We start from the raw sequence: 24,447 nt of genomic DNA on the forward strand, positions 1-24,447 counted from the left end.
CGGGCCTCCCGCAGGTGGCACCGGGCTGTTTTACACAGTGGTAGTTATGGACGGCGGCAGACTGCCAGCCGTCACATCACGCCATCGCTGTTGCGCACAGCCTGCATGAATGCGCGAATCTTGCCGTGGTCCTTGATGCCCTTGCCCTGCTCTACCCCACCGCTGACATCCACGGCATACGGCCGGACCTGCTCGATCGCCGCCGCGACATTGGCGGGGGTAAGCCCGCCGGCCAGGATGATCGGTTTGCTCAACCCCTCGGGGATCAGCGACCAATCGAAGGCTTCGCCGGTGCCGCCGGGTACGCCTTCGACGTAGGTGTCCAGCAGTATCCCGCGCGCGCCGGTGTAGGCCGCGCAAGCGCCGGCGATATCATCCCCGGCCTTGACTCTCAACGCCTTGATATACGGACGCTGGTAGCTTTCGCATTCGTCAGGGCTTTCATCGCCGTGAAACTGCAACATGTCCAGTTGCACGGCATCCAGGGTTTCGTTGAGTTCGCAGCGGCTGGCATTGACGAACAAGCCCACGGTGGTCACGAACGGCGGCAGTGCGGCGATGATCGCCCGCGCCTGCAGCACATTTACCGCCCGCGGGCTCTTGGCATAAAACACGAAACCGATGGCATCCGCCCCCGCTTCGACTGCCGCCAGCGCGTCTTCTATGCGGGTAATCCCACAAATCTTGCTGCGAACGGCTGACATGTCGTGGAAACCTCAGGGGTTGAACCGAGAAAGTCCCGGATGGTAACAAAAGCTTTTCCGGGCGTCAGCCGCCAAGTTCGCTGAAACCTGTGAGGAAGTGTGGCCCGATGAAGCGCTGCGGCAGCTCGAACTCGTCGCGGTACTCCACTTCCACCAGATACAGGCCAAACGGATGCGCCGTGACGCCGCCGGTCCGCCGAATACGGCTTTCCAGTACTTCCCTGGCCCACTCCACCGGGCGCTCGCCGGTGCCGATGGTCATCAACACACCGGCAATGTTGCGCACCATATGGTGCAGGAACGCTCCGGCGCGGATATCCAGCACGATCATCTTGCCGTGACGCGTCACCCGCAAGTGATGGACTTCCTTGATCGGTGACTTGGCCTGGCACTGGCCGGCACGGAACGCGCTGAAATCATGGACGCCAACCAGATGCTGCGCGGCTTCGGCCATGCGCTCGGCATCCAGCGGGCGGTGGTTCCAGGTGATTTCTTCGTTGAGGTGCGCCGGGCGGATCTGATCGTTGTAGATCACATAGCGGTAACGCCGGGCGATCGCCTTGAAGCGCGCATGAAAGTGCGCCGGCATGACCTTGGCCCAACTGACACTGACGTCATGGGGCAAATTGATATTAGCGCCCATCACCCACGCTTTCATCGAGCGCTCGGCCTGGGTGTCGAAGTGAACCACCTGGCCGCAGGCGTGGACGCCGGCGTCGGTACGCCCGGCGCACATCAGCGATACCGGCGAGTCGGCGACTCTGGACAGGGCCTTTTCCAGGGTTTCCTGCACCGTCAGCACGCCGGACGCCTGGCGCTGCCAGCCGCAATAGCGCGAACCTTTGTATTCCACGCCCAGGGCGATGCGGTAAAAGCCTGCAGCCGCCATTTCGGCAGCCGGGTTATCTATATTTGCCAAGAACTGAGAGCCTGATGAGTTGCGCAAAGGCGGGCATTATAAGGCGCTGCGCCCCAGACGCCATGTGTTTGGTACCGGCAATGCAAAACGGCGGCCCGAAGGCCGCCGTCTGGGTCACCCCGTGGCGATTACACCAGTCGGCCAAGCATTTCCTTGGCTTCGCCGCGCTGGGTTTCATCGCCCTCGGTCAGCACTTCGGAAAGAATATCCCGCGCGCCATCCGTATCGCCCATGTCGATATAGGCCTGGGCCAAATCCAGCTTGGTTGCGACCTCATCGGTGCCGGAGAGGAAGTCGACCTCCGGTTCGTCATCGCCCAGCGCCGCGTCTTCGGCGGTGAAGGACGGCTCGATCGGCGGGTTTTCCAGGCTCTGGGACAGACGATCGAGCTCGGCGTTGACGTCATCCAGTTCCGAGGCGAACGCATCGGGTTTGGCCGCCGGGGCGTCCGGCTCGTCAGCCAGGGACAGGTCGAAGTCTTCCGGCAGGTCGAGGTCGTCCAGGGCGGCCGGGGTCAGGGTCGGCGGCTCGACCGGCGACACGTCCTTCATCTGATCTTCAAGCCCCGAAAGGAAGTCGTCATCGGACTGGGACGCCGGCGGGTCCAGTTGCAGGTCGAGGTCAAAGTCCGACAGATCTTCCGGGCTTGGCTTGGCATCGGTCTGTTGCTGCAGCAGCGCTTCGAAGGTCTGCTGATCGGTCTTGTCCAACGCCGCTGGCGAAGCCGCCTCCAGCTCGTCCAGACTCAGATCGAAATCAGTATCGAACGGCTCCGCTTCTGCCGTCGCTTGCGGCGCGGCGGCCGGCTTGTCTTCCAGCAGATCCTTGACGTATTGAGCGTCCATCGCGGCGGCGGCCACGGCGGCACTCACTCCCGCCGCCAACACGGCCATGGCCGGGAAGCGCGACTTGAGCTGCTCGACCTGGGCATGGTTTTCACCATTGGCTACCAACTGACGCTCCTGGACGACAAAACCGTCCTTGTCGTTCTGCAGGCCGTAGACTTCCATCAGTTTCAAGCGCAGGTCGCTGCGCTTGGGTTCGTACTTGATGGCTTGTTCCAGCACATCGGCCGCCTGGTTCAAGTGACCGCGGTCGATATGGGATTGGGCCTGGACCAGCGCATCATTGGTGTTTTCCGGCGCTACGGCGCCAGCCAGTGGCGCAAGCACCGAGGCCGCGCTTGGTGCCGCTGCCGGCGCGACCACAGGTGCCGGCGCAGGCGCAGGCGCGGCGGTCAACGTCACGTTCGGTGCCGGTACTTCCAGGCCAGCGAAGCTGTCCGGTGGCAGATCAAGGTCGATGTTCGAAGCGAATTCCGGCTCTTCGGACAGGGCCCGCGCCATGCGCAGGTGCTTTTCTTCTGCGCGACGGGCATTGCGATGACGCGCCCACAGCAACAGGAGCACCAACGCCACCAGGCCGGCTGCGCCGCCGATGACGCCAAGCACAATCGGGTTGGTCAGCAGTTCGTTGAATTTGTCTTCGCTGGTCGCAGGCACGGCGTCGGGCTTGATCGGCTCGGCCACCGGGGCCGCGGTGGCGGCCGGCTCAGCGGGCGCGACTGCAGCGGCCGGCGGCTCACCTGCCAACTGCGCGGGCATGACCGCAGTCGCCGGGGTTGCCGGGGCGCCTTTTTCAGCCTGCAACCTGGCCAGTTGATCGTTTTTCAGCTGGATCAGCTTTTGCAGCTTGTCCAATTGGCTCTGTAGGTCTGCGGCGCGGCTTTTCAGTTCTTCGTTGTCACGGCGGGTGGTGTCGAGCTGTTCCCGGGCCATCGCCAGCTTGTCGCTCAGGGCCTGGCCATCACCCGCCTTGCCCTTCGCGCCCTTTTTGGCGGAGTCGGCCGAAACCAGACTCAAGTTGTCCTTGGCGTTGGTGCTCGCCGGTGCATTGCCAGCCTGGGTGCGCTTGGTGGCGTCCAGTTGTTGCTTACCGGCCGCCTGATGGGGCGCGGCACGGCGGCCCTGGCGCCAGGCGACGTTCTGCGCGGTCACTTCGGCAATGGCCTTGGACTGCGGTAACGCCGTGCTTTGTACGGTATCCGGCAGGCGCAGCACGTGGCCGGTTTTCAGACGGTTGATGTTGCCGCCGATAAAAGCGTCAGGGTTGAGTGCCTGGATCGCCAGCATGGTCTGCTGCACCGAAGCGCCATTACGGTGCTTCTCGGCGATTTCCCATAGCGTGTCACGGGCCGTGGTGGTGTGCTGGGCCGGCACGCTCAACGCGGGCGCGCTCAAACGCGGCGTGGCTGCGCTGTTGGTCGGCGTCGACTGGTCGAACTTGGCCGGGTCGAGCAGCACGCTGTAGTCACGCATCAAGCGGCCATTGGGCCATTGCACTTGCAGCAGGAACCGCACGTAGGCATCAGGCAACGGCTTGCTGGACGTGACACGCACCACACTGCGCCCGGCCGGGTTGATCACCGGGGTGAACGTCAGGTCATTGAGGAACGCCTGGCGATCGACGCCGGCATCGACAAACGCCTGGGACGACGCCAGGCTCGGGGTGATCTCGGAGGCCGTGAGGCCGCCGACGTCGAGCAATTCGATTTCCACCGACAACGGCTGGTTCAACTTCGACTTGAGGGTCATCTCCCCCAGCTGCAGCGCCTGCGCCATACCGGAGGACAGCGCCGAGGCGGCCGCTATTGCTAACACCAGTTTGCGAACTTGAACCATAGCCTCATCCTTTGTTTGAACACTCCCCGGCCTGCGAGAAGGTTGGTAACCGTTGCCATAAGGCACGGCGAGCCGATAGGTCACCGACACGCAACTGTTCCTGCTTGGGGCCAAGCATAGCGCCTGGTTAGAATCAATCTACAAATTGCCGCCAAGTATCTTTTACACAAGGCCTTTTATCAACAACTGCGCCAGCTGCACCGCATTCAGCGCGGCGCCTTTACGCACGTTATCTGACGTCAACCACAGATTTAGTTCCGCCGGATCGTCCACCCCCGCACGCACTCGTCCGACGTAGACTACATCCTGGCCGACGGCATCACCCACGGCTGTCGGGTAATCCCCCTCCTCCACCCGCTCGATACCCGCTGCGGCGTCGAGCGCACGGTTGACGGCGGCAAGGTCGACCGGCGAACCCAATTGCAATGACACAGTCAAGCTATCGCCAAAAAACACCGGGGCTTGAACGCAAGTCGCAGAAATCTTTAGTAAAGGAGTTTCCAGCACAGCGCGCAGTTCGTGTACGAGACGTTTCTCCAGCGCTGTATGACCTTGGGCGTCCGGCGTGCCGACTTGTGCCAACAGGTTGAATGCCATCTGCCGATCAAAGAATTTGGGCTCCAGCGGGCGCACATTCAGCAACTCGGCGGTTTGGCGCGCCAGCTCGCTGACTGCTTCACGGCCCTGGGCAGACACCGCCAGATTGGCGGTAACGCTGACACGCTGGATATCCAGAATCCCGCGCAGCGGCGCCAGCACCACCGCGAGGTTGGTCGCGGACGGGCTCGGGCTGCCGAGCTGGAACGGCTTTTTCAAGCCCTCCAGCACATGGGCATTGGCTTCCGGCACCACCTGAGGCGCTTGCGCGGCCGGCAATGCGCCCGACAAATCGATCACCGAACAGCCGGCCGCCGTGGCGCGTGGGGCGAAGCTCAGGGTCACCGCCGGGCCGGCGGCGAAAAACGCCAGTTGCGCCTTGCTGAAGTCAAACTCATCGACTTCCCGCACGCGCACGTTCTTGCCACGGAACGGCACCGACGCGCCCGCGGAGTTGCTGCCCGCCAGCAGGTACAGGGTGCCCACCGGGAAAGCCAGCTCTTCGAGGATCTGCACCAGGGTTTCACCGACGGTGCCGGTGGCGCCGATCACGGCGATATCAAAGGTCTGGGTCATGGGAGCTGCCTCGGGCATTGCGGGGGGAGCGGCACTTTACCGGGTGGTGGGGGGTGAGGCAATTGGGCTGGGCCTTGCGGTGTGACGATTCGACTTGCTCCCGATGCCTTCCTGAAAGCCAACAAAAAACCCGCGCCTGTCGCCAGTCGCGGGTTTTTCTTAGTGCCTCAGGCGATCAACGCTCCAGCAGAATCCGCAGCATGCGCCGCAGCGGTTCGGCCGCGCCCCACAGCAACTGGTCGCCGACGGTGAACGCGCCCAGGTACTGGGTGCCCATGTTCAGCTTGCGCAGACGCCCCACCGGAACATTCAGGGTGCCGGTAACCTTGGTCGGGCTCAGCTCCTGCATGCTGATTTCGCGGCTGTTCGGCACCAGCTTGACCCAAGGGTTGTGCTGGCTGATCAGCCCTTCGATATCGGCGATCGGCACGTCTTTGTTCAGCTTGATGGTCAGCGCCTGGCTGTGGCAGCGCATGGCGCCGATACGCACGCAGATGCCGTCCACCGGGATCGGGCTCTTGAAGCGACCGAGGATCTTGTTGGTCTCGGCCTGGGCCTTCCACTCTTCACGGCTCTGCCCGTTCGGCAGTTCCTTGTCGATCCACGGGATCAGGCTACCGGCCAACGGCACGCCGAAGTTCTCGGTCGGGTAAGCGTCGCTGCGCATGGCTTCGGCCACACGGCGGTCGATGTCGAGGATCGCGCTGGCCGGGTCGGCCAGTTGATCGGCGACCGCCGCGTGGGTCGCGCCCATCTGCTTGATCAGTTCGCGCATGTTCTGCGCGCCGGCGCCGGACGCCGCCTGATAAGTCATGGCGCTCATCCACTCGACCAGGCCGGCTTCGAACAAGCCGCCCAGGCCCATCAGCATCAGGCTGACGGTGCAGTTGCCGCCGATATAGTTCTTGGTGCCAGCGTCGAGTTGCTGGTCGATGACCTTGCGGTTGACCGGGTCGAGCACGATCACCGCATCGTCCTGCATGCGCAGGCTGGACGCGGCATCGATCCAGTAACCCTGCCAGCCGGCTTCGCGCAGCTTGGGGAACACTTCGCTGGTGTAGTCGCCGCCCTGGCAGGTCAGAATCACATCGAGGGTTTTCAGCTCTTCAATGCTGTAGGCGTCCTTGAGCGGCGCAATATCCTTGCCCACGGACGGCCCTTGGCCACCCACGTTCGAAGTGGTGAAAAACACCGGCTCAATAAGATCGAAATCCTGCTCTTCCAGCATCCGCTGCATGAGCACGGAACCGACCATACCGCGCCAACCGATCAGACCTACACGTTTCATCGCAACTACACCTTGTTAAAAAGTGGGCCGACTTGCAGCAACAACTGCAAGCGGGCCCGAGAGATTACAGATTCCGCAACGCGGCGACTACTGCGTCGCCCATTTCTTGCGTACCGACTTTGGTGCAACCCTGCGACCAGATGTCTCCGGTGCGCAAGCCCTGGTCCAACACCAGGCTCACGGCCTTCTCGATGGCATCCGCTGCGTCGCCCAGGTTGAAGCTGTAACGCAGCATCATCGACACCGACAAAATGGTCGCCAGCGGGTTGGCGATGCCAAGGCCTGCGATGTCTGGCGCCGAACCGTGGCACGGCTCGTACATGCCCTTGTTGTTAGTGTCCAGGGACGCCGAAGGCAGCATGCCGATGGAACCGGTGAGCATCGACGCCTGGTCGGACAGGATGTCGCCGAACAGGTTGTCGGTGACGATCACGTCGAACTGCTTCGGCGCGCGCACCAGTTGCATGGCGGCGTTGTCGACGTACATGTGGCTGAGTTCGACGTCCGGGTAGTCCTTGGCGACTTCTTCGACGATTTCGCGCCACAGCTGGCTGGAGGCCAGGACGTTGGCCTTATCGACCGAGCAGATCTTCTTGCTACGCACGCGGGCCATGTCGAAACCGACCCGGGCGATACGGCGGATTTCGCTCTCGCTATACGGCAGGGTGTCGTAGGCCTGGCGCTCGCCATTCGGCAGTTCGCGCACACCGCGCGGCGAGCCGAAGTAGATACCGCCGGTCAGCTCGCGCACGATCAGAATATCCAGGCCCGCCACCACTTCCGGCTTGAGGCTCGACGCGTCGGCCAGTTGCGGGTAGAGGATTGCCGGGCGCAGGTTGCCGAACAGGCCCAGTTGCGCGCGGATCTTCAGCAGGCCGCGCTCAGGGCGGATGTCACGCTCGATCTTGTCCCATTTCGGGCCACCCACGGCGCCGAGCAACACGGCGTCGGCCGCACGGGCGCGGTCCAGGGTCTCGTCGGCCAGGGGCACGCCGTGCTTGTCGATGGCCGCGCCGCCGATCACGTCGTGGCTCAATTCGAAGCCCAGGTTGTACTTGGTGTTGGCCAGTTCCAGGACTTTGACCGCTTCGGCCATGATTTCCGGACCAATACCGTCGCCTGGGAGAATCAGAATCTGCTTGCTCATGCGTTCCTCATTTCATCATGCGACCCGCCCTGGGGCAGGTCGGGAAAAATACTCAGCGTTCGGCCCAAACCACCAGCACGTCGGTGCTGAAGGTGCCGTCGGCTTGAATTTCGTAATAATCGCGGACTTCCTGGCCCATTGCCTGTTGCAACTCAAGGATCGCCGCACGCAAAGGCGCTGGTGTACGCATGCGCTCGACCCACGAGGTGTATTCCAGGCGCAGGCGCTGGCGGCTGCTGTTGCGCACATGCAGACCGGCTTCGCTGAGCTGGCGCATCCATTCGGCGGCGGAGTAATCGCGCACGTGGCTGGTGTCGCGCAGCACTTCGACAGTTTGCAGGTAAGTGTCCAACAGCGGGCTGCCCGGTGACAAGACATCGACAAACGCCGCCACGCCACCCGGCTTGAGCACCCGGCGCACTTCGCGCAGGGCCAGGCCGAGGTCACTCCAATGGTGCGCCGAATAGCGGCTGAACACGAAGTCGAATTCGCCATCGGCGAACGGCAAGCGCTCAGCAGCGCCGTGGACCGTGCGGATATTGCCCAGGCCACGGTCTGCGGCAGCGGCGGCGACCACGTCGAGCATCTGCTGCGACAGGTCGTAGGCCACCACTTCTTTTACCAGCGGCGCCACATGGAAACTGACATGACCGGCGCCGCAGCCCAGATCCAGCAGTCGCGCAGCGCCGTGCCCGGCCAGTTCGGCCTGGAGCAGCGCAAATTCAGTACCTTGGGCGTGTACGGCACTGCTCAGGTAGGCCGAGGCCTGTTCACCGAATTGTTTTTGCACGACTTGGGTGTGGGCGGCTTTGGTCATGGTGAGTTTCCTGGGTTTTGTGTGGTTAACACTGACCCCATCGGGGGCAAGCCCCCTCCCACATGTTGATGTGTGAACACGTTCAAATGTGGGAGGGAGCTTGCTCCCGATGGCGGCGGTCCTGCCTACATCACATCAAGCATCGCGAAACAACCAAGGCTGGCTGGCCCGGTGCCTGGTTTCAAACGCGGCAATCGCATCGCCGTCCTGCAAGGTCAGGCCGATGTCGTCCAGGCCGTTGAGCAGGCAGTGCTTGCGGAAGGCATCCACTTCAAAGTGGTACACCTTGCCGTCCGGACGGGTCACGGTCTGCGCGGCGAGGTCGACGGTCAGTTCGTAGCCGGGGTTGGCTTCCACTTGCTTGAACAGTTCATCCACTTCGGCATCGCTCAAGATGATCGGCAGCAAGCCGTTCTTGAAGCTGTTGTTGAAGAAGATGTCGGCGTAGCTCGGCGCGATGATGCTACGAAAGCCATATTCTTCCAGGGCCCACGGCGCGTGTTCGCGGCTGGAGCCGCAGCCGAAGTTTTCCCGCGCCAGCAGCACGCTGGCGCCCTGATAACGTTCGGCGTTGAGCACGAAGTCCTTGTTCAGCGGGCGCTTGGAGTTGTCCTGGTAGGCGTAGCCCACGTCCAGGTAGCGCCACTCGTCGAACAGGTTGGGGCCGAAACCGGTGCGTTTGATCGACTTCAAGAACTGCTTGGGGATGATCTGGTCAGTGTCCACGTTGGCACGGTCCAACGGCGCGACAAGACCAGTGTGTTGGGTAAAAGCTCTCATCGGGTATTCCTCAGATCAATTCGCGAACGTCGATGAAACGACCGTTGACGGCAGCGGCGGCGGCCATGGCCGGGCTCACCAGGTGAGTACGCCCACCGGCGCCCTGACGCCCTTCGAAGTTACGGTTGGAGGTCGACGCGCAATGCTCGCCGGACTCCAAGCGGTCCGGGTTCATCGCCAGGCACATGGAGCAGCCCGGTTCACGCCATTCAAAACCGGCTTCGAGGAAGATCTTGTCCAGGCCTTCCGCTTCGGCCTGGGCCTTCACCAGGCCCGAACCCGGCACCACGATGGCCTGCTTGATGGTCGAGGCGACTTTGCGGCCCTTGGCGATCACTGCCGCGGCGCGCAGGTCTTCGATCCGCGAGTTGGTGCAGGAACCGATGAACACGCGATCCAACTGAATGTCGGTGATCGCCTGGTTGGCTTTCAAGCCCATGTACTTCAAGGCGCGCTCGATGGAACCGCGTTTGACCAGGTCGGCTTCCTTGGCCGGGTCCGGCACGTTCTGGTCGACGGCCAAGACCATTTCCGGCGAGGTGCCCCAGCTGACTTGCGGCTTGATCTGGCTGGCGTCCAGTTCCACCACGGTGTCGAACACGGCATCGGCGTCGGAGACCAGGTCTTTCCAGGCCTCAACGGCGGCATCCCAGTCGGCGCCTTTGGGGGCGAACGGACGGCCTTTGACGTACTCGACGGTTTTTTCGTCCGCCGCCACCATGCCCACGCGGGCACCGGCTTCGATGGACATGTTGCAGATGGTCATGCGGCCTTCGATGGACAGGTCGCGAATGGCGCTGCCGGCGAATTCGATGGCATGGCCGTTACCGCCGGCGGTGCCGATCTTGCCGATCACGGCGAGCACGATGTCCTTGGCGGTCACACCGAAAGGCAATTGGCCTTCGACGCGCACCAGCATGTTCTTCATTTTCTTGGCGACCAGGCACTGGGTGGCGAACACATGTTCCACCTCCGAGGTGCCGATGCCATGGGCCAGGGCGCCGAACGCGCCGTGGGTGGAGGTGTGGGAGTCGCCGCAGACCACGGTCATGCCGGGCAAGGTCGCGCCCTGCTCCGGGCCGATCACGTGGACGATGCCTTGGCGCACGTCATTCATCTTGAATTCGGTGATGCCGTATTCGTCGCAGTAGTCGTCGAGGGTCTGCACCTGCAAACGCGACACGGTGTCGACAATGGCGTCGATCCCGCCCTTGCGCTCCGGGGTGGTCGGCACGTTGTGATCCGGGGTGGCGATGATCGAGTCGACGCGCCAAGGCTTGCGCCCGGCCAGCCGCAGGCCTTCGAACGCTTGGGGCGAGGTCACTTCATGGATGATGTGACGGTCGATATAGATCAGCGACGAGCCATCGTCGCGCCGTTTCACTTCATGGGAATCCCAAAGCTTGTCGTAAAGCGTTTTGCCGGCCATCAGTCGGTCCTCATCAGCGGTCTTTCTATGCCCCGGGTCTTGAGACATTCAATAACCCTTTGGCTTGTGAGGCTGATGGTATGGCGCTACATTAAATAACTCAAATTCATATTTTTTATGCTTTGGATTACCAACTGGAATACCACAATGGACCTGGCCAACCTCAATGCTTTTATTGCCATCGCCGAGACCGGCAGCTTCTCCGGCGCCGGTGAGCGCCTGCACCTGACCCAACCGGCCATCAGCAAGCGCATTGCCGGCCTCGAGCAGCAACTGAAAGTGCGCCTGTTCGATCGCCTGGGCCGTGAAGTCGGCTTGACCGAAGCCGGGCGCGCCCTGCTGCCGCGCGCCTATCAGATTCTCAACGTCCTGGACGACACTCGGCGCGCCCTCACCAACCTCACCGGTGAAGTCAGCGGGCGCCTCACATTGGCCACCAGCCACCACATCGGCCTGCATCGCCTGCCGCCGATCCTGCGCACCTTTACCCGGCAATACCCCAACGTTGCGCTGGATATTCAGTTTCTCGACTCGGAAGTGGCCTACGAAGAGATCCTGCATGGCCGCGCCGAAGTGGCGGTGATCACTCTGGCGCCCGAGCCGCACAACCTGGTGCGCGCCACCCCGGTGTGGGACGACCCGCTGGATTTCGTGGTGGCGCCGGAGCACAGCCTGACCCGCAACGGCTCGGTCACCCTGGCGGACATCGCCGGTCACCCGGCGGTTTTCCCTGGCGGCAACACCTTTACCCATCACATTGTCAGCCGCCTGTTCGAGGCCCAGGGCCTCACGCCGAACATCGCGATGAGCACGAACTATCTGGAAACCATCAAAATGATGGTGTCCATCGGCTTGGCGTGGAGCGTATTACCGCGCACCATGCTCGACGATCAGGTGACAAGTATCGCTTTGCCGGGCATACAACTCAGTCGCCAGCTAGGCTATATCGTGCATACCGAAAGGACACTGTCGAACGCTGCGCGGGCTTTTATGAGCCTCTTGGATGCACAGGTCGAGCTGCCAGGGACACCGGCATGAAGCTGTGCGGCCTCAAGGCCTGAATAAAACCGCGCCGAACGCCCATCGAGCCAAGGCTTTTTGATAATGCGCAATCCCGTCGACCCTATGCCACCCCTGCCCCGCATTTACGCCCTCGACCCTGAAGAGGCGGAACAAAGCTGGGACAGCGCCCCGCAACTGCTGGCAGCGCTTAACGCTGCACGGCTGGGTGCATGGTGCTGGGAAATCGATACCGGGCGTATCAGTTGGTCGCGGGGCACCCAGGCGCTGTTCGGCTTCGACCCGCGCCAACCGTTGCCCAAGGATCTGGAGTACCTGGACCTGCTCGCGCCGCAAGACCGCGCCCGGGTGATACGCGCGTTTCACGCGGTGCTGGCCGGCGAGCCGTTCGAGCAGGCCATGCACCACCACATCCAGTGGCCGGATGGCAGCCAGCACTGGCTGGAAATCAACGGCAGCCTGGCGCCGGACAAAGCCGGCCGGCGCCGCATGATCGGGGTGATCCGCGAGACCACCCGCCAGCGCGAACGGGAACACGCCCTCAGCCACTCCGAAAAGCGCTTCGCCACGCTGTTTCACTTGTGCCCGAACATGGTCCTGCTCACCCGCCAGTCCGACGGCTTGATCAGCGAAGCCAACCAGTATTTCCAGATCCTCTTCGGCTGGCCGGTCGCCGACGCCATCGGTCGCACCACCCTGGACCTCGGCCTGTGGCTCCACCCTGAACAGCGTGCGCAGTTGGTCAGGGCCACCCAGCGCAAGGGCGAACCCATCACCATGGAAGTGCAATTCTGTGCCAGCAACGGGCAGATCCACGATGGCACGCTCTGCGCGCAGAAGGTCGAGCTGGACGGCGAGGCCTACCTGATCAGCACCTTTCTCGACACCACCGAGCGCAAAAACGCCGAGCAAGCCTTGAAAGACAGCCAGGAGCGCCTGGACCTGGCCCTGGACTCCGCGCAATTGGGCACCTGGGACTGGCACATTCCCACCGGCATGCTCTACGGCTCGGCCCGCGCCGCCCAACTGCACGGCCTGCCGGCGGAAGCGTTCCATGAATCGTTCGAGGCGTTTTTCGAGGGCATGCCCAAGGAAGAGCGCGAGAGTATGCGCAACGCCTATCGCACCCTGCGCGAAGGCCCGGCCGGCAACTATCAGCTGACTTACCGTGTACAACTGGAAGACGGCAGCCCGCGCTACCTGGAAAGCCGCGCACGCCTGTACCGCGACGAAAAAGGCGCGCCACTGCGCATGGCCGGCACCCTGCTGGACATCACCGACCAGGTCGAGCGCGAACAACGCCTGAGCGCCTCCGAAGAAAAATTCGCCAGCCTGTTCCAGGCCAGCCCCGACCCGATCTGCGTCACCCGCCTGGACAACGGCGAGTTCATCGAGATCAACCCCGCCTTCACCCAGACCTTTGGCTGGACGGCCGCCGAAGTGATCAACATGAGCGCCGAACAGATCGGCCTGTGGGACGAGTCGAGCCAGCGCCTGCAACGCATCGAACAGGTGATTCGCGACCAGGCGCTGAACAACGTGGCGATCATCGCGCACCACAAAAGCGGCCAGGCCCTGACCTGCGTGATTTCCAGCCGGATGATCAAGGTCGGCGACCAGCCGTGCATCGTCACCACCCTGCGCGACATTACCCAGCAGCAACGCTCCGAGGCCGCGCTGAAGGCCAGCGAAGAAAAATTCGCCAAGGCCTTCCATTCCAGCCCCGACGCGATTTCCATCACCGAACACGACACCGGCCGCTATGTGGAGGTGAACGACGGGTTCTGCCGCTTGACCGGTTTTCGTGCCGAAGACGTCATCGGCCTGACGCTGTACCAGGTCGGCATCTGGGCCGATGAAAACCAGCGCGCGGTGCTGCTGGCCGAACTGCAACTCAAAGGCCGTATCCGCCATTTGGAAATGCTCTGGCACAACAAGCGCGGCGATGTGCTGGCGGTGGAGGTTTCAGTCGAGCCGATCACCCTCAACGAAACCCCTTGCCTGTTGCTGACCGCGCGGGATGTGAGCCTGTTGAAAAACGCCCAGGCGCAGATCCGCCACCTGGCCTACCACGACCCGCTGACCAACCTGCCCAACCGCGCACTGCTGATGGACCGCCTGAGCCAGCAGATCGCCCTGCTCAAGCGCCATAACCTGCGCGGTGCATTGCTGTTTCTCGACCTCGACCACTTCAAGCACATCAATGATTCCCTCGGCCACCCGGTGGGCGACACCGTGCTGAAAATCGTCACCGCGCGCCTCGAAGCCAGCGTGCGTATGGAAGATACCGTGGCGCGCCTGGGCGGCGATGAGTTCGTGGTGCTGCTCAGCGGCCTGGATGGCACGCGCACCGAAGTCAGCGCCCAGGTTCAGGAACTGGCCGACACCCTGCGTGAATTGCTCTCCGAACCGATGTTCCTCGACGGCCAACGCCTGCAAGTCACGCCGAGCATCGGTGTGGCGCTGATCCCCGATCATGGCTCGACCCCGGCCGACCTGCTCAAACGTGCCGACATCGCGCTGTACCGCGCCAAGGATTCAGGGCGCAACGCCACGCAGATGTTCCACAACAGCATGCAGAAAACCGCCAGCGAACGCCTGCGCATGGAAACCGACCTGCGCCTGGCCCTGTCACGCGGCGAATTCAGCGTGCATTACCAACCCCAGGTGGACGCGCGCGGCAATAAGATCGTCGGCGCCGAGGCGCTGGTGCGTTGGCAGCATCCGCAACTGGGCGCGCAGGCGCCGTCCGAATTCATCAAGGTGCTGGAAGACAGCGGGCTGATCCTCGAAGTCGGCACCTGGATACTCGATGAAGCGTGCGCCGCCTTCGAGCAATTGATCAAAGAAGGCAAGGTGGACCCGCTGAATTTCAGCCTGTGCGTGAACATCAGCCCCCGGCAGTTCCGCCAGAACGACTTTGTCGAACGGGTCGAGCACAGCCTCAAGCGGCATTCACTGCCTTACTGCCTGCTGAAACTGGAAATCACTGAAGGCATCGTGATCCAGAACCTGGATGACACCATCAGCAAAATGCGTCGCCTGAAAAAGCTCGGTGTGAGTTTTGCGATGGACGACTTCGGCACCGGTTACTCATCGCTCACCTACCTCAAGCGCTTGCCGGTGGATGCGCTGAAGATCGACCAGTCATTCGTGCGCGATGCCACCCACGACCCCAACGACGCCGAAATCATCCGCGCCATTGTGGCCATGGCGCGTAGCTTGAACCTGGAAGTGATCGCCGAAGGCGTCGAAACCCCGGAGCAACTGGCGTTCCTGCAAAAGCTGGGCTGCCACTTGTTCCAGGGCTATTTGCACAGCCGGCCCTTACCGATAGAAGGGTTCAGGCTCTTGCTGGATTGAGGCTCAGACCAGCTTCAGGGCCCGGAACCCCGAACTCATCCAGCGCGATGAGGCCAGGTCGTGCTTTTTTCCATAGAAATCCAGCGCCCCATCGATCACCGCCACCGAATGCCAGTTGTCTGCCAGGGTGCCGATCGCCCCGTTGGCCAACTCTGCGACCGTGCTTTCACGCACGTAGCCAAACAACCCCAGGCGGCGCAGCGCTTCGCCAGGGTACTCGCCATCGTTGAGGGTTTGCAGAGCCGTCGTGTAACTCTGGCGGGCACGAAAATCGTTGTTCTCGATCTGCGCGCGCTTGGCACTGACTGCGTACAAAAAGTGCGCGGCATTCAGCAACTGTCGATTATTGCCATGAAAGTTCGACTCGGCGGCAGCCTGGCGCACTTCCTCGTGGGTCAGTTGCAACCGGAAGGCATCTCGCATGACCACGTCAAACCCCGTCGGCGTGATTTGAACCTGCTTATAGATCGCCCTCGGGTCTTGCCCGAACCGGATCATCGCCGCCTTGATCGCCGAGACCGTGACGCAATTGCCTTCGACCCCCTGGTAAAACCCGCTCCAGATGTCCGCGGGCCGGACGCTCGCGACCACAGGGGCGGCGCCGCGATTGCTCGGCGGCGGCAGTTGATCATCGAACAAGACATACCCATAGCCCCGATCAGCCGTTCGTGGTGTCCCGCCATCATGCCTGACCCCCTCGCGCACCAGCGCCGACCCGCGGTTATGGGTCTCCAGCACCCCTACCGCGCCCTTGCCCGCCATATCGCTCACCGGGACGAACTGCGACAGGCCGAACACCCCCATGCCTTGCAGACAACGCTGGGTGGTCTCGCCCTCGAGCGTCTTCGCCAAGGCGGCTTCGAACGTGGCATAGCCCCCGGTCAGTTGCTTGCGTTTGACAAAGGCGGCAAACATGAAATTGGCATCCTTTACCACGCCGCTGTCCGCCCCCGTGAAGCGGGAAGCCTGCGACGCCTGCTGCAACTCCTGGCGTGACAGGTGCAGCTTGAACTCATCCTTCATCGTGACGTCGTACCCATCGCCCGAGGGTAGCAACTCGTTAAACATCGCGGCTGGACGCTGACCGAACGTCATCATCATCAACTTGATCACCGCCGCGTGGCTGCTGCAATCAAAACTCTCGCCGAAGCGCCGCTCGCTCGTGTGGAATGCTGAAGCGATATCAGCCGGCCTTTCACCTGCGGGTTTCACCGGAAATACGGGAGAAGCCCCGCGCTGCTGGGCCGTTTCGATCATCGAACGGCTAGCTGTGGAGATATACATGCACTGGGTTCCTGACGCTTGTAAAAAATAAGCAGCCGAACGGGCAGCCAGGTTTGGGTTGACTGCCCCGTTCGCAGCCCTTCAATTCAACGGATTCACCAATAGGGCTATGGCACCAGAGCTATGGCATCGCCGTGCGTGGGCGCTTTTCCCTGTCGCCCCCATAGCTCTTCGCGACCGTTGATGACCGCCACCGAATGCCGGGCCCGATTGCACATGCCCAACTGCCCCTTGGCGAGCTCACGCACGGGGACCCTCTTCATGTGCTTGCTCAGCCCCAACCGCTTCAACCCCTCCCCCGGCCCTCGCTCATCCTCGCCATCATTCAGGCTGCGGATCGCCGCACCGAAACTGCGTGCCGCCCTGCCATCGTTGTTTTCGTCCTGGGCACGCTTGGCGCTGATCGCGAAAAGAAATTGCGCGTCTTTGAGCATCTCTTTGTCAGCCCCGACAAATTTTGCCCCACGCGCACCTTCGGCGAGCTCCCGGTCCGTCAGGTTGACAGTTACGTCATCGCGCATGACCACGTGATAACCACGCTCGGTTTTTTTCACCTCCTTGAAAATATCCGTAGGGCTTTGGCCAAACTGGTACATCGCCGCCTTGATGGCCGATACCGTCACGCAGTTGCCATCCGGCCCTTGGCGAAAGCCGCTCCAGATATTGTCGGGCTTCGCGCCGTTGCGCTTCTTCGAAAGGCCCGCGATCATCGCCGCAGGCTCGGGTTTGGGCGGCGCCGGCGCAGGCACCACAGGCTTAGTGACCTCCGGCCGCGATGGGGATATTCCCGGCACCGGCTTCTCTTTGTTATCAGAGACCAAGTTAATCAGCTGAGTTAAAAACGAAGTAAACAGCGTCATTAACTTATCGAGCGGCTCTGAATTATTCGCCACGCCATGAGTATTTTCCCGCACGTGCTCCAGTACCCCCTGGCTCGCCGGAGACGGCACACTCAAGAAACCGCTTAATTGCGCAAACTGTTCATTTTTTGCTTTCATGGAATCGACAGGAAGTACCTGACGAACATCCACAACACGCGCAATATTATTAATTGAACAACATGACATACGGGCCTCCACTTGCAGGCACTTCCCGGAACATCAGTCCCAAAGAAGTGCACATCCAGTTCAATACGTATAAAGGAAGTTGCTGACGTCAGGCTCTGAATGCAGGCCGGCGGCTGGTCCGCCAGTCGCGCATATCAGATTGACGTTCAGCCGGGCCGGGACTGGTTATATCCGGGGTAGGCGTATCTGGTTGTGGTTGTGGTTGTGGTTGTGGCTGTGGTTGTGGCGTGATCGCCGGTACTTCCGGGGTGGCCGGTCGCGGCTTGACCTCAAGCGCATGCACACCCGGCTTGGGTGCCGGCATGACCTCCGGCGTAGGTGTGTGCTTGTGCGTAGGCGTGGGCGTAGGCGTGGGCGTGGGCGTAGGCGTGGGCGCAGGCGTGTGCGTGTGCGTGTGCGTAGGCATGGGCGTAGGCATGGGCGTAGGCATGGGCGTAGGCGTAGGCGTGGGCGTGTGCGTAGGCATGGGCGTAGGCGCAGGCGTGTGCGTGTGCGTAGGCATGGGCATAGGCGTAGGCATGGGCGTAGGCGCAGGCGTGTGCGTGTGCGTAGGCGTGTGCACAGGCACCACTTCAACCTTGCGAGCGGCTTCCGGCATCGGCATGACGCGAGGTAAAACCGCTGCCGCATTCGGTTTCGTTTCGCCGCTCAGCGCCTTCGTATCGGGGCAATGACAATGACCGACGTTAACGTTCACTTGCACCTGATTGTCGGCATCCTTGATCACGGAGGCAGCGGATTGATGCATGTGGGGTGACATCGGAAGAGCCGGCTGGCCTCGCCGATCAGCCGTCAATGCAAGATGTCCAGGCTTCTCCGGCAGCTTGCTCGCATCCACTGGAATGGCGGGCGTTTTATCCGCCCCAGGCAACATGCCGGACACCATGTTCCGCCCCGAAAACATCTCACGCACGGTTTTGACAACCTGCTCCAGCATGTCAAGCAAGCGTGCAAGCCCGCCTGTCTCGATTGTCATGTTGCTGTTCGAAACCTTGAAAGGGTCATGAGGCACGCCTGGGTGAGCCACAGTCGTATTGGCCCCCAATGTGCCGGTTTGCGTGAAGGTTTTCGACATGGATGGCGACAACCGCTCCATGGATGTTGTATCGCCGTTGAACAAAGGTGAATGATTAATCGATAGCGACATCAGTAAGTTCCTTATTGGCACGGCCCGGCTCGGTTAATCAGCGGGGCGGGCGAGGTTTTTTTATCGACTGGAAACAACCCTTGCTGCTTCACAGTCGATACTTTCGTGGAATACGAGGCTATCGAGTTCCAGAAATCGCGACTCATATAAGGAAACCAAATCAAACTTTCGGACTTTTCCCCCTGTTAATTTTTAAAAGACCGCAAACCAAGTAGCCTTAGCCAGATCCGACTGGACACACACGCTAATAAACCACCCTCGGGGCAACTTACCGACACAACCCCAAAACCTGCACGGCATCCGGCTGTGTTATTTCGCCCCGACTTCCTCGCGCAAAAACGCAAAATGCCCCGCATCTTTCGATACGGGGCATTTTCTTCAAACAAACGAGCGGCGCATTCAAGCGCGACGGGTCACCCCTCAGACGCGGCAGGATGGGCCATCCCCAACAACCGGCTCACCTGCTCCAAATCCGTCTCCCGACGCATGGCGGTGAACAGCTCGACGGCCTCCGGGTAATTGCGCGTCAGCATCGCCAACCACTGCTTCAGCCGGCCGGGCGCCTGGCGTTCGGTCAGTTGGGCCACCGACTGGGTCCAGAAATCCTGGAGCATCGGCTGCATCTGCGCCCAGGTCATTGCCACGACGTCTTCGCCGGCGCGTGCCGCCGCGATCTGCCGCGCAAGATCCGGACGCGCAACCAGCCCGCGACCCAGCATGATGTCTTCGGCGCCGCTGACTTCGCGGCAACGCTTCCAGTCTTCGACGCTCCAGATATCGCCATTGGCGAACACTGGCACCTTGACCACATCCTGCACGCGTGGAATCCACTCCCAGTGAGCCGGCGGTTTGTAGCCATCGGTCTTGGTCCGCGCATGCACGACGATATGCGCCGCGCCGCCCTCGGCCAGCGCCGTCGCGCATACCAGCGCGCCATCCGGGCTGTCGAAGCCCAGGCGCATCTTGGCGGTCACCGGGATATGCGCCGGCACTGCGCGACGCACATGCTCGACGATGCGGTTGAGCAGCTCCGGCTCCTTGAGCAGCACCGCGCCGCCACGGGACTTGTTGACGGTCTTGGCCGGGCAGCCGAAATTCAGGTCGATCACCTCGGAGCCCAACTCGCAGGCCAGGGCCGCGTTCTCTGCCAGGCACACCGGGTCGGAACCGAGCAACTGCACACGCAGCGGCACGCCAGCGGCGGTGTGGGCACCGTGCAGCAGTTCGGGGGCGAGCTTGTGGAAATAGGCCGGGGTAAGCAGGCGGTCGTTGACACGGATGAACTCGGTCACGCACCAGTCAATACCGCCCACGCGGGTCAACACGTCCCGCAGGATGTTGTCGACCAACCCCTCCATGGGCGCCAAAGCAATTTGCATGGAAAACACTCAACAAAAATCGTGGCGCAGTTTACTGGGTTTCCCGCCGCGACCGTTAACCCCCTGTCAGGGCGGCGCCGTAGCCGTCGAGAAACTCCGCCGGCATGCGCTTGGGCTTGCCGCTGGACAGTTCGATGCAGACAAAGGTGGTTTGTGCGCGCAGCAGGGTCGCGCCGTCGCGAGGGCGTACCAGTTGGAAACGCCGGGTCATTTTCAAGCGCTGGTCCCAGTCGACGATCCAGGTCGCCAGTTGCAGCTCGTCGCCTTCATAGGCGGCCGCCAGGTAGTCGATCTCATGGCGCACCACGGCCATGGCGCGGTCCAGTCGCCGGTACTCGGTGAGGTCCAGCCCCAGGCGCTGGGAATGGCGCCAGGCGCAACGCTCCAGCCAGGACACGTACACCGCGTTATTGGCGTGCCCCAGGCCGTCGATGTCCTCAGCGACGACCTGCAGATCGATGATAAACGGCGTTGCCAAATCCCAGCCCATGCCTTGCTCCAGTCGATTGATGTCGGCAGGGCAGTGTATCAGGCAGTTTGGCGCGCCTGTAAACAGCTGCCCGCCAGCAGCGCCAGCACCGCCTCGACCACCCGCGGATCGGCCAGCACGCGCTGGTGCCCGCCCTGCTCCAGGCGCAACAGGCGACTGTCAAACCAGGCCTCGTGGATGACCTGGGAAGCGCTGACCGGCACGAAGGTATCGTCTTCGGCATGCACGATCAGGCCGGGGAGGTCCATCTGGTAATGGGCTACGTCCAAGTGCTTGAGCGGCATGCCCAGGGTCAGCTCGACTTCCTGGATAAACGCTGAGCGCGCCCGCGATGGCAAACCGACCATCCCGGCAAACCCGCCGAGCACATCAAGGAAGCGCGACGGCGCGGCAATGCTCACCAGCGCTTCGGTACGCAGCCCCAATTGCACCGCCAGCATCGCACTGGCGCCGCCCATGGAGTGGCCGACCACCGCATGCAACGGCGGCAGCTCGGCCGCCGCTTCAAGCATCGCGCGGGCAAATAGCAGTACGTGGGCTTCACGCCCCGGCGAACGGCCATGGGCCGGGCCATCGAGGGCGAATACCGAATAGCCGTTCTGCACCAGTGCAGTGATCAGGCTGGCGAACTGGGTGGGCCGGCCTTCCCAACCGTGCATCAGCAGCACCGCCGGGCCCTGGCCCCAGCGCAACGCCGACAGGCCGAAACGCAAGGTGACGCGCTCTGCGTGCGCCAGCAGCGGCAACTCCCAATCCCGCGGTGGCAGATCCCGCGGGGTCATGAAGACCCGTCGCATGCTGTTGGCCACCGTGTGCGGCGCCAGGCGCCCCAAGGTGCCGTTGACGCCACGAATCCAGGTCAATGCGCCCATTTTTATAACCCCTCTTAACGTATGGCAGACTTGGCGGCACGCAACACACGATCGGACAATTCACCCGGCCCCAGGGCACGCGCCAATGCCAGCCCACCGACCATCAAGGCCATGTCCGCCAGGGCCTTGTCAGTGTCTTCCGGGCTGGCGGCCAATTGTGCGGCCATCAGTTCCACATGTTCGTTGAGGACATCGCGAAAGGCGTCCGGCAGGCGACCCATCTCACCCACGGTTGCCGGAATCGGGCAAGCCTTGGCCGTGGAGTCGCGGTGCTTGCGCGACAGGTAAAACGCCGCAACCAGGCCACGGCGCTCTTCGCCGGTGAGTTGGGCATCCATGTCGTCGATCGATGCACGGCGCTGGGCCAGCAATTGGCTGAAGGCTTCCAGCATCAGCGCATCCTTGCTTTCAAAGTGCGCGTAGAAGCCGCCGACAGTCAGCCCCGCCGCCCCCATGACCTCGCCAACGCTCGGCTCGGCCGGGCCACGCTGGACCAACGCGGCGCTGGCGGCCTGCAGGATACGTTCGCGGGTTTGCGCTTTTTTATCGCTCATCGTGTGCCTCCGACTCTCATGGGTTAAATATTATAGCCATAATAATATTTCGCAAGCGAGCGGCACGACCATTGGTCAGAAGCCCGGAGGGGCAAGGGAAGGGAGAATTGGCCAAACGCCAGACAAACAAAAGGGCCATTCAATAATTGAATGACCCTTAAAAATCCCGCAGAGCGGGTAATCGTGGCGTCCCCTAGGGGACTCGAACCCCTGTTACCGCCGTGAAAGGGCGGTGTCCTAGGCCACTAGACGAAGGGGACACAAACCTTCTATACAACTGATCAGGCTGAGACTGATCGATCCAAGGGCGGCGTGGCCAAAACCTTGAACCTGTAAATTGGTGGAGCTAAACGGGATCGAACCGTTGACCTCTTGCATGCCATGCAAGCGCTCTCCCAGCTGAGCTATAGCCCCGGATTTTTCGCCTCGCGGCGCAGCAGGCCTTGCGAACTGCTTGTTGAAACTGGCGTCCCCTAGGGGACTCGAACCCCTGTTACCGCCGTGAAAGGGCGGTGTCCTAGGCCACTAGACGAAGGGGACAAAACCTTCTGTACAACCTGATCAAGCTAGGCCTGATCGATTCAAGGACGGTGTGGCCAGACCTTGAACCTGTAAATTGGTGGAGCTAAACGGGATCGAACCGTTGACCTCTTGCATGCCATGCAAGCGCTCTCCCAGCTGAGCTATAGCCCCTCATCGGTGAGGACGGGGCGAATCTTAATGGCGCTTTGGGAACGTGTCAAATTTATTTTCAACAATTTCCAAAATTTTTTGCCGGGATAACAATCACTTACCAACCAAACCCCGAAAAACCGGGGTTTGGCCGCCACAAGCGCTGACTCAGGCGATCGCGCCCAGCAGCTTCTCCCACTCTTTGTTTTCTTTCTTCGACACACCACCAAGCAAATCAAGGGCTTGGCGCAGACGGAAACGCGTAAGGTCCGGGCCGAGAATTTCCATCGCGTCGAGTACCGACACCGAACTGGCCTGCCCGGTGATCGCGGCAAACATCAACGGCATGGCATCGCGCAATTTCAGCTCGAGGGATTCGACCACGGCCTGGATCGTCGCGGTGATGGCGTCCTTCTCCCACTGGCGCAGGCTTTCGAGCTTCCATAGGATCAGTTGCATCAACTGGCGCACCTGATCGGCGGAGAGTTTCTTCGACTCAAACAGTTTGACGTCCGGGTTCACGCCACCGGCGAAGAAGAAACTGGCCAACGGTGCGACCTGGCTGAACGTCTCCACCCTGCCCTGCACCAGCGGCGCGATCTTCATCATGTACTCGGGGTTCAACGCCCACTGCTGCACACGGCTGGCGAACTCTTCCACCGGCAGGTCACGCAGCCACTGGCCATTGAGCCACGACAGCTTCTCGATATCGAAGATCGGCCCACCCAGCGACACGCGGGACAGGTCGAAGTTATCGACCATTTCCTGCAGCGAGAACTTCTCGCGCTCGTCAGGCATCGACCAACCCATGCGGCCCAGGTAGTTGAGCATCGCTTCGGGCATGAAGCCCATGCGCTCGTAGAAGGTCACCGAGGTCGGGTTCTTGCGCTTGGACAGCTTGCTCTTGTCCGGGTTGCGCAGCAGCGGCATGTAGCACAACTGCGGTTGTTCCCAGCCGAAGTACTCGTAGAGCAGGATCAGCTTCGGCGCCGAGGGCAGCCATTCTTCGCCGCGCAGCACATGGGTGATGCCCATCAGGTGGTCATCGACCACGTTGGCCAGGAAGTACGTCGGCAGGCCGTCGGTCTTCATCAGCACTTGCATGTCCATGCGGTCCCACGGGATCTCGACGTCACCGCGCAACATGTCCGGCACCACGCACACGCCTTCGCTCGGCACCTTCATGCGGATCACATGGGGCTCGCCGGCCGCCAGGCGCGCGGCCACTTCTTCTTTCGACAGCAGCAGCGCACGGCCGTCGTAGCGCGGGGTTTCGCCACGGGCCTGTTGTTCGGCGCGCATCTGGTCCAGTTCTTCGGCGGTGCAGAAGCAGGGGAACGCATGGCCCATGTCGACCAACTGCTGGGTGTACTGCTTGTAGATGTCGCTGCGCTCGCTCTGGCGATACGGGCCGTGCGGGCCGCCGACGTCCGGGCCTTCCGACCAGGTGATGCCCAACCAGCGCAGGGCATCGAAAATCTGCTGTTCGGACTCGCGGGTCGAACGCAGTTGATCGGTGTCTTCGATCCGCAGGATGAATTCACCGCCGTGCTGCTTGGCAAAGCAGTAGTTGAACAAGGCGATGTAGGCAGTGCCGACGTGGGGGTCCCCGGTAGGCGATGGCGCGATGCGCGTGCGGACGGTGGTCATGGCTGGTCTCG

19 protein-coding genes and 4 tRNA genes are annotated in these 24,447 nt (G+C 62.0%); 3 read left to right on the top strand and 20 right to left on the bottom strand.

Features of this window, described 5'->3' with window-relative positions; all coding sequences use genetic code 11:
• Positions 1–71: 71 nt before the first annotated feature.
• The 9 genes from PverR02_RS21615 to leuC form a co-directional block, all read right to left on the bottom strand.
• Positions 72–704, bottom strand: a complete 633-nt coding sequence (locus PverR02_RS21615; protein WP_057005683.1) for a phosphoribosylanthranilate isomerase — start codon at positions 702–704, stop codon at positions 72–74.
• Between the two features lie 64 nt (positions 705–768).
• Entirely contained in the window at positions 769–1,593 is an 825-nt protein-coding gene (gene truA, locus PverR02_RS21620) for a tRNA pseudouridine(38-40) synthase TruA (RefSeq protein WP_046382638.1), read from the bottom strand.
• Between the two features lie 158 nt (positions 1,594–1,751).
• Complete coding sequence (locus tag PverR02_RS21625) at positions 1,752–4,304, bottom strand: FimV/HubP family polar landmark protein (RefSeq protein WP_079444386.1); 2,553 nt, start codon at positions 4,302–4,304, stop codon at positions 1,752–1,754.
• A gap of 162 nt (positions 4,305–4,466) precedes the next feature.
• Positions 4,467–5,477, bottom strand: coding sequence for an aspartate-semialdehyde dehydrogenase (locus PverR02_RS21630; protein WP_017847699.1), 1,011 nt, complete (start codon positions 5,475–5,477; stop codon positions 4,467–4,469).
• Positions 5,478–5,652: 175 nt separating this feature from the next.
• A complete protein-coding gene (gene asd / locus PverR02_RS21635; protein WP_017847701.1) occupies positions 5,653–6,765 on the bottom strand; it encodes an aspartate-semialdehyde dehydrogenase in 1,113 nt (370 codons plus the stop codon).
• Between the two features lie 64 nt (positions 6,766–6,829).
• Positions 6,830–7,912, bottom strand: coding sequence for a 3-isopropylmalate dehydrogenase (gene leuB / locus PverR02_RS21640; RefSeq protein WP_017847702.1), 1,083 nt, complete (start codon positions 7,910–7,912; stop codon positions 6,830–6,832).
• A gap of 52 nt (positions 7,913–7,964) precedes the next feature.
• A complete protein-coding gene (locus tag PverR02_RS21645; protein WP_046382636.1) occupies positions 7,965–8,729 on the bottom strand; it encodes a class I SAM-dependent methyltransferase in 765 nt (254 codons plus the stop codon).
• A 135-nt stretch (positions 8,730–8,864) separates the two neighbouring features.
• The gene (gene leuD / locus PverR02_RS21650) at positions 8,865–9,509 is read right to left on the bottom strand and encodes a 3-isopropylmalate dehydratase small subunit (RefSeq protein WP_026140124.1); all 645 of its coding nucleotides are present in this window, start codon (positions 9,507–9,509) and stop codon (positions 8,865–8,867) included.
• 10 nt (positions 9,510–9,519) lie between these two features.
• Positions 9,520–10,938, bottom strand: a complete 1,419-nt coding sequence (gene leuC / locus PverR02_RS21655; protein WP_046382634.1) for a 3-isopropylmalate dehydratase large subunit — start codon at positions 10,936–10,938, stop codon at positions 9,520–9,522.
• Positions 10,939–11,085: 147 nt separating this feature from the next.
• On the opposite strand from leuC, the gene PverR02_RS21660 reads away from it, so the two are divergent.
• On the top strand, positions 11,086–11,976 hold the full coding sequence (locus tag PverR02_RS21660) for a LysR family transcriptional regulator (RefSeq protein WP_017847706.1): 891 nt from the start codon (positions 11,086–11,088) through the stop codon (positions 11,974–11,976).
• 66 nt (positions 11,977–12,042) lie between these two features.
• Positions 12,043–15,321, top strand: coding sequence for an EAL domain-containing protein (locus tag PverR02_RS21665; RefSeq protein ID WP_079444387.1), 3,279 nt, complete (start codon positions 12,043–12,045; stop codon positions 15,319–15,321).
• Positions 15,322–15,324: 3 nt separating this feature from the next.
• On the opposite strand, the gene PverR02_RS21670 is transcribed toward PverR02_RS21665, so the two are convergent.
• Both PverR02_RS21670 and PverR02_RS21675 read right to left on the bottom strand, forming a co-directional pair.
• Positions 15,325–16,605 carry a hypothetical protein gene (locus PverR02_RS21670; protein ID WP_079444388.1) on the bottom strand — a complete coding sequence of 427 codons (1,281 nt, stop codon included), beginning with the start codon at positions 16,603–16,605 and terminating at the stop codon, positions 15,325–15,327.
• Between the two features lie 107 nt (positions 16,606–16,712).
• On the bottom strand, positions 16,713–17,603 hold the full coding sequence (locus tag PverR02_RS21675) for a hypothetical protein (protein ID WP_017847709.1): 891 nt from the start codon (positions 17,601–17,603) through the stop codon (positions 16,713–16,715).
• A 296-nt stretch (positions 17,604–17,899) separates the two neighbouring features.
• On the opposite strand from PverR02_RS21675, the gene PverR02_RS32230 reads away from it, so the two are divergent.
• Positions 17,900–18,346 carry a hypothetical protein gene (locus tag PverR02_RS32230; protein WP_161493731.1) on the top strand — a complete coding sequence of 149 codons (447 nt, stop codon included), beginning with the start codon at positions 17,900–17,902 and terminating at the stop codon, positions 18,344–18,346.
• An 886-nt stretch (positions 18,347–19,232) separates the two neighbouring features.
• On the opposite strand, the gene PverR02_RS21685 is transcribed toward PverR02_RS32230, so the two are convergent.
• The 9 genes from PverR02_RS21685 to gltX form a co-directional block, all read right to left on the bottom strand.
• Positions 19,233–20,198, bottom strand: coding sequence for a tRNA dihydrouridine synthase (locus PverR02_RS21685; protein ID WP_017847710.1), 966 nt, complete (start codon positions 20,196–20,198; stop codon positions 19,233–19,235).
• A gap of 55 nt (positions 20,199–20,253) precedes the next feature.
• A complete protein-coding gene (locus PverR02_RS21690; protein WP_017847711.1) occupies positions 20,254–20,688 on the bottom strand; it encodes an acyl-CoA thioesterase in 435 nt (144 codons plus the stop codon).
• A 38-nt stretch (positions 20,689–20,726) separates the two neighbouring features.
• Entirely contained in the window at positions 20,727–21,560 is an 834-nt protein-coding gene (locus tag PverR02_RS21695) for an alpha/beta hydrolase (protein ID WP_079444390.1), read from the bottom strand.
• Positions 21,561–21,574: 14 nt separating this feature from the next.
• The gene (locus PverR02_RS21700; protein WP_079444391.1) at positions 21,575–22,114 is read right to left on the bottom strand and encodes a TetR/AcrR family transcriptional regulator; all 540 of its coding nucleotides are present in this window, start codon (positions 22,112–22,114) and stop codon (positions 21,575–21,577) included.
• A 184-nt stretch (positions 22,115–22,298) separates the two neighbouring features.
• Positions 22,299–22,374: transfer RNA gene (locus PverR02_RS21705), tRNA-Glu, on the bottom strand.
• A 78-nt stretch (positions 22,375–22,452) separates the two neighbouring features.
• Positions 22,453–22,528 (bottom strand) — tRNA-Ala (locus tag PverR02_RS21710).
• Between the two features lie 50 nt (positions 22,529–22,578).
• A tRNA-Glu gene (locus tag PverR02_RS21715) sits at positions 22,579–22,654 on the bottom strand.
• Between the two features lie 77 nt (positions 22,655–22,731).
• Positions 22,732–22,807 (bottom strand) — tRNA-Ala (locus PverR02_RS21720).
• Positions 22,808–22,954: 147 nt separating this feature from the next.
• On the bottom strand, positions 22,955–24,436 hold the full coding sequence (gene gltX / locus PverR02_RS21725) for a glutamate--tRNA ligase (protein ID WP_017847714.1): 1,482 nt from the start codon (positions 24,434–24,436) through the stop codon (positions 22,955–22,957).
• Between the last annotated feature and the right edge of the window lie 11 nt (positions 24,437–24,447).

This window comes from Pseudomonas veronii (genome assembly GCF_002028325.1).
GTDB lineage: Bacteria > Pseudomonadota > Gammaproteobacteria > Pseudomonadales > Pseudomonadaceae > Aquipseudomonas > Aquipseudomonas veronii.

Excerpts from the sequence above, each read along its gene's own strand:
- PverR02_RS21670 (WP_079444388.1), bottom strand. The coding sequence starts at position 16,605 with ATGTATATCTCCACAGCTAGCCGTTCGATGATCGAAACGGCCCAGCAG.
- asd (WP_017847701.1), bottom strand. The coding sequence starts at position 6,765 with ATGAAACGTGTAGGTCTGATCGGTTGGCGCGGTATGGTCGGTTCCGTG.
- PverR02_RS21675 (WP_017847709.1), bottom strand. The coding sequence starts at position 17,603 with ATGAAAGCAAAAAATGAACAGTTTGCGCAATTAAGCGGTTTCTTGAGT.
- PverR02_RS21700 (WP_079444391.1), bottom strand. The coding sequence starts at position 22,114 with ATGAGCGATAAAAAAGCGCAAACCCGCGAACGTATCCTGCAGGCCGCC.
- PverR02_RS21645 (WP_046382636.1), bottom strand. The coding sequence starts at position 8,729 with ATGACCAAAGCCGCCCACACCCAAGTCGTGCAAAAACAATTCGGTGAA.
- PverR02_RS21695 (WP_079444390.1), bottom strand. The coding sequence starts at position 21,560 with ATGGGCGCATTGACCTGGATTCGTGGCGTCAACGGCACCTTGGGGCGC.
- leuB (WP_017847702.1), bottom strand. The coding sequence starts at position 7,912 with ATGAGCAAGCAGATTCTGATTCTCCCAGGCGACGGTATTGGTCCGGAA.
- PverR02_RS21685 (WP_017847710.1), bottom strand. The coding sequence starts at position 20,198 with ATGCAAATTGCTTTGGCGCCCATGGAGGGGTTGGTCGACAACATCCTG.
- truA (WP_046382638.1), bottom strand. The coding sequence starts at position 1,593 with ATGGCGGCTGCAGGCTTTTACCGCATCGCCCTGGGCGTGGAATACAAA.
- PverR02_RS21690 (WP_017847711.1), bottom strand. The coding sequence starts at position 20,688 with ATGGGCTGGGATTTGGCAACGCCGTTTATCATCGATCTGCAGGTCGTC.
- gltX (WP_017847714.1), bottom strand. The coding sequence starts at position 24,436 with ATGACCACCGTCCGCACGCGCATCGCGCCATCGCCTACCGGGGACCCC.
- PverR02_RS21630 (WP_017847699.1), bottom strand. The coding sequence starts at position 5,477 with ATGACCCAGACCTTTGATATCGCCGTGATCGGCGCCACCGGCACCGTC.
- PverR02_RS21625 (WP_079444386.1), bottom strand. The coding sequence starts at position 4,304 with ATGGTTCAAGTTCGCAAACTGGTGTTAGCAATAGCGGCCGCCTCGGCG.
- PverR02_RS21660 (WP_017847706.1), top strand. The coding sequence starts at position 11,086 with ATGGACCTGGCCAACCTCAATGCTTTTATTGCCATCGCCGAGACCGGC.
- leuC (WP_046382634.1), bottom strand. The coding sequence starts at position 10,938 with ATGGCCGGCAAAACGCTTTACGACAAGCTTTGGGATTCCCATGAAGTG.
- leuD (WP_026140124.1), bottom strand. The coding sequence starts at position 9,509 with ATGAGAGCTTTTACCCAACACACTGGTCTTGTCGCGCCGTTGGACCGT.
- PverR02_RS21665 (WP_079444387.1), top strand. The coding sequence starts at position 12,043 with ATGCGCAATCCCGTCGACCCTATGCCACCCCTGCCCCGCATTTACGCC.
- PverR02_RS21615 (WP_057005683.1), bottom strand. The coding sequence starts at position 704 with ATGTCAGCCGTTCGCAGCAAGATTTGTGGGATTACCCGCATAGAAGAC.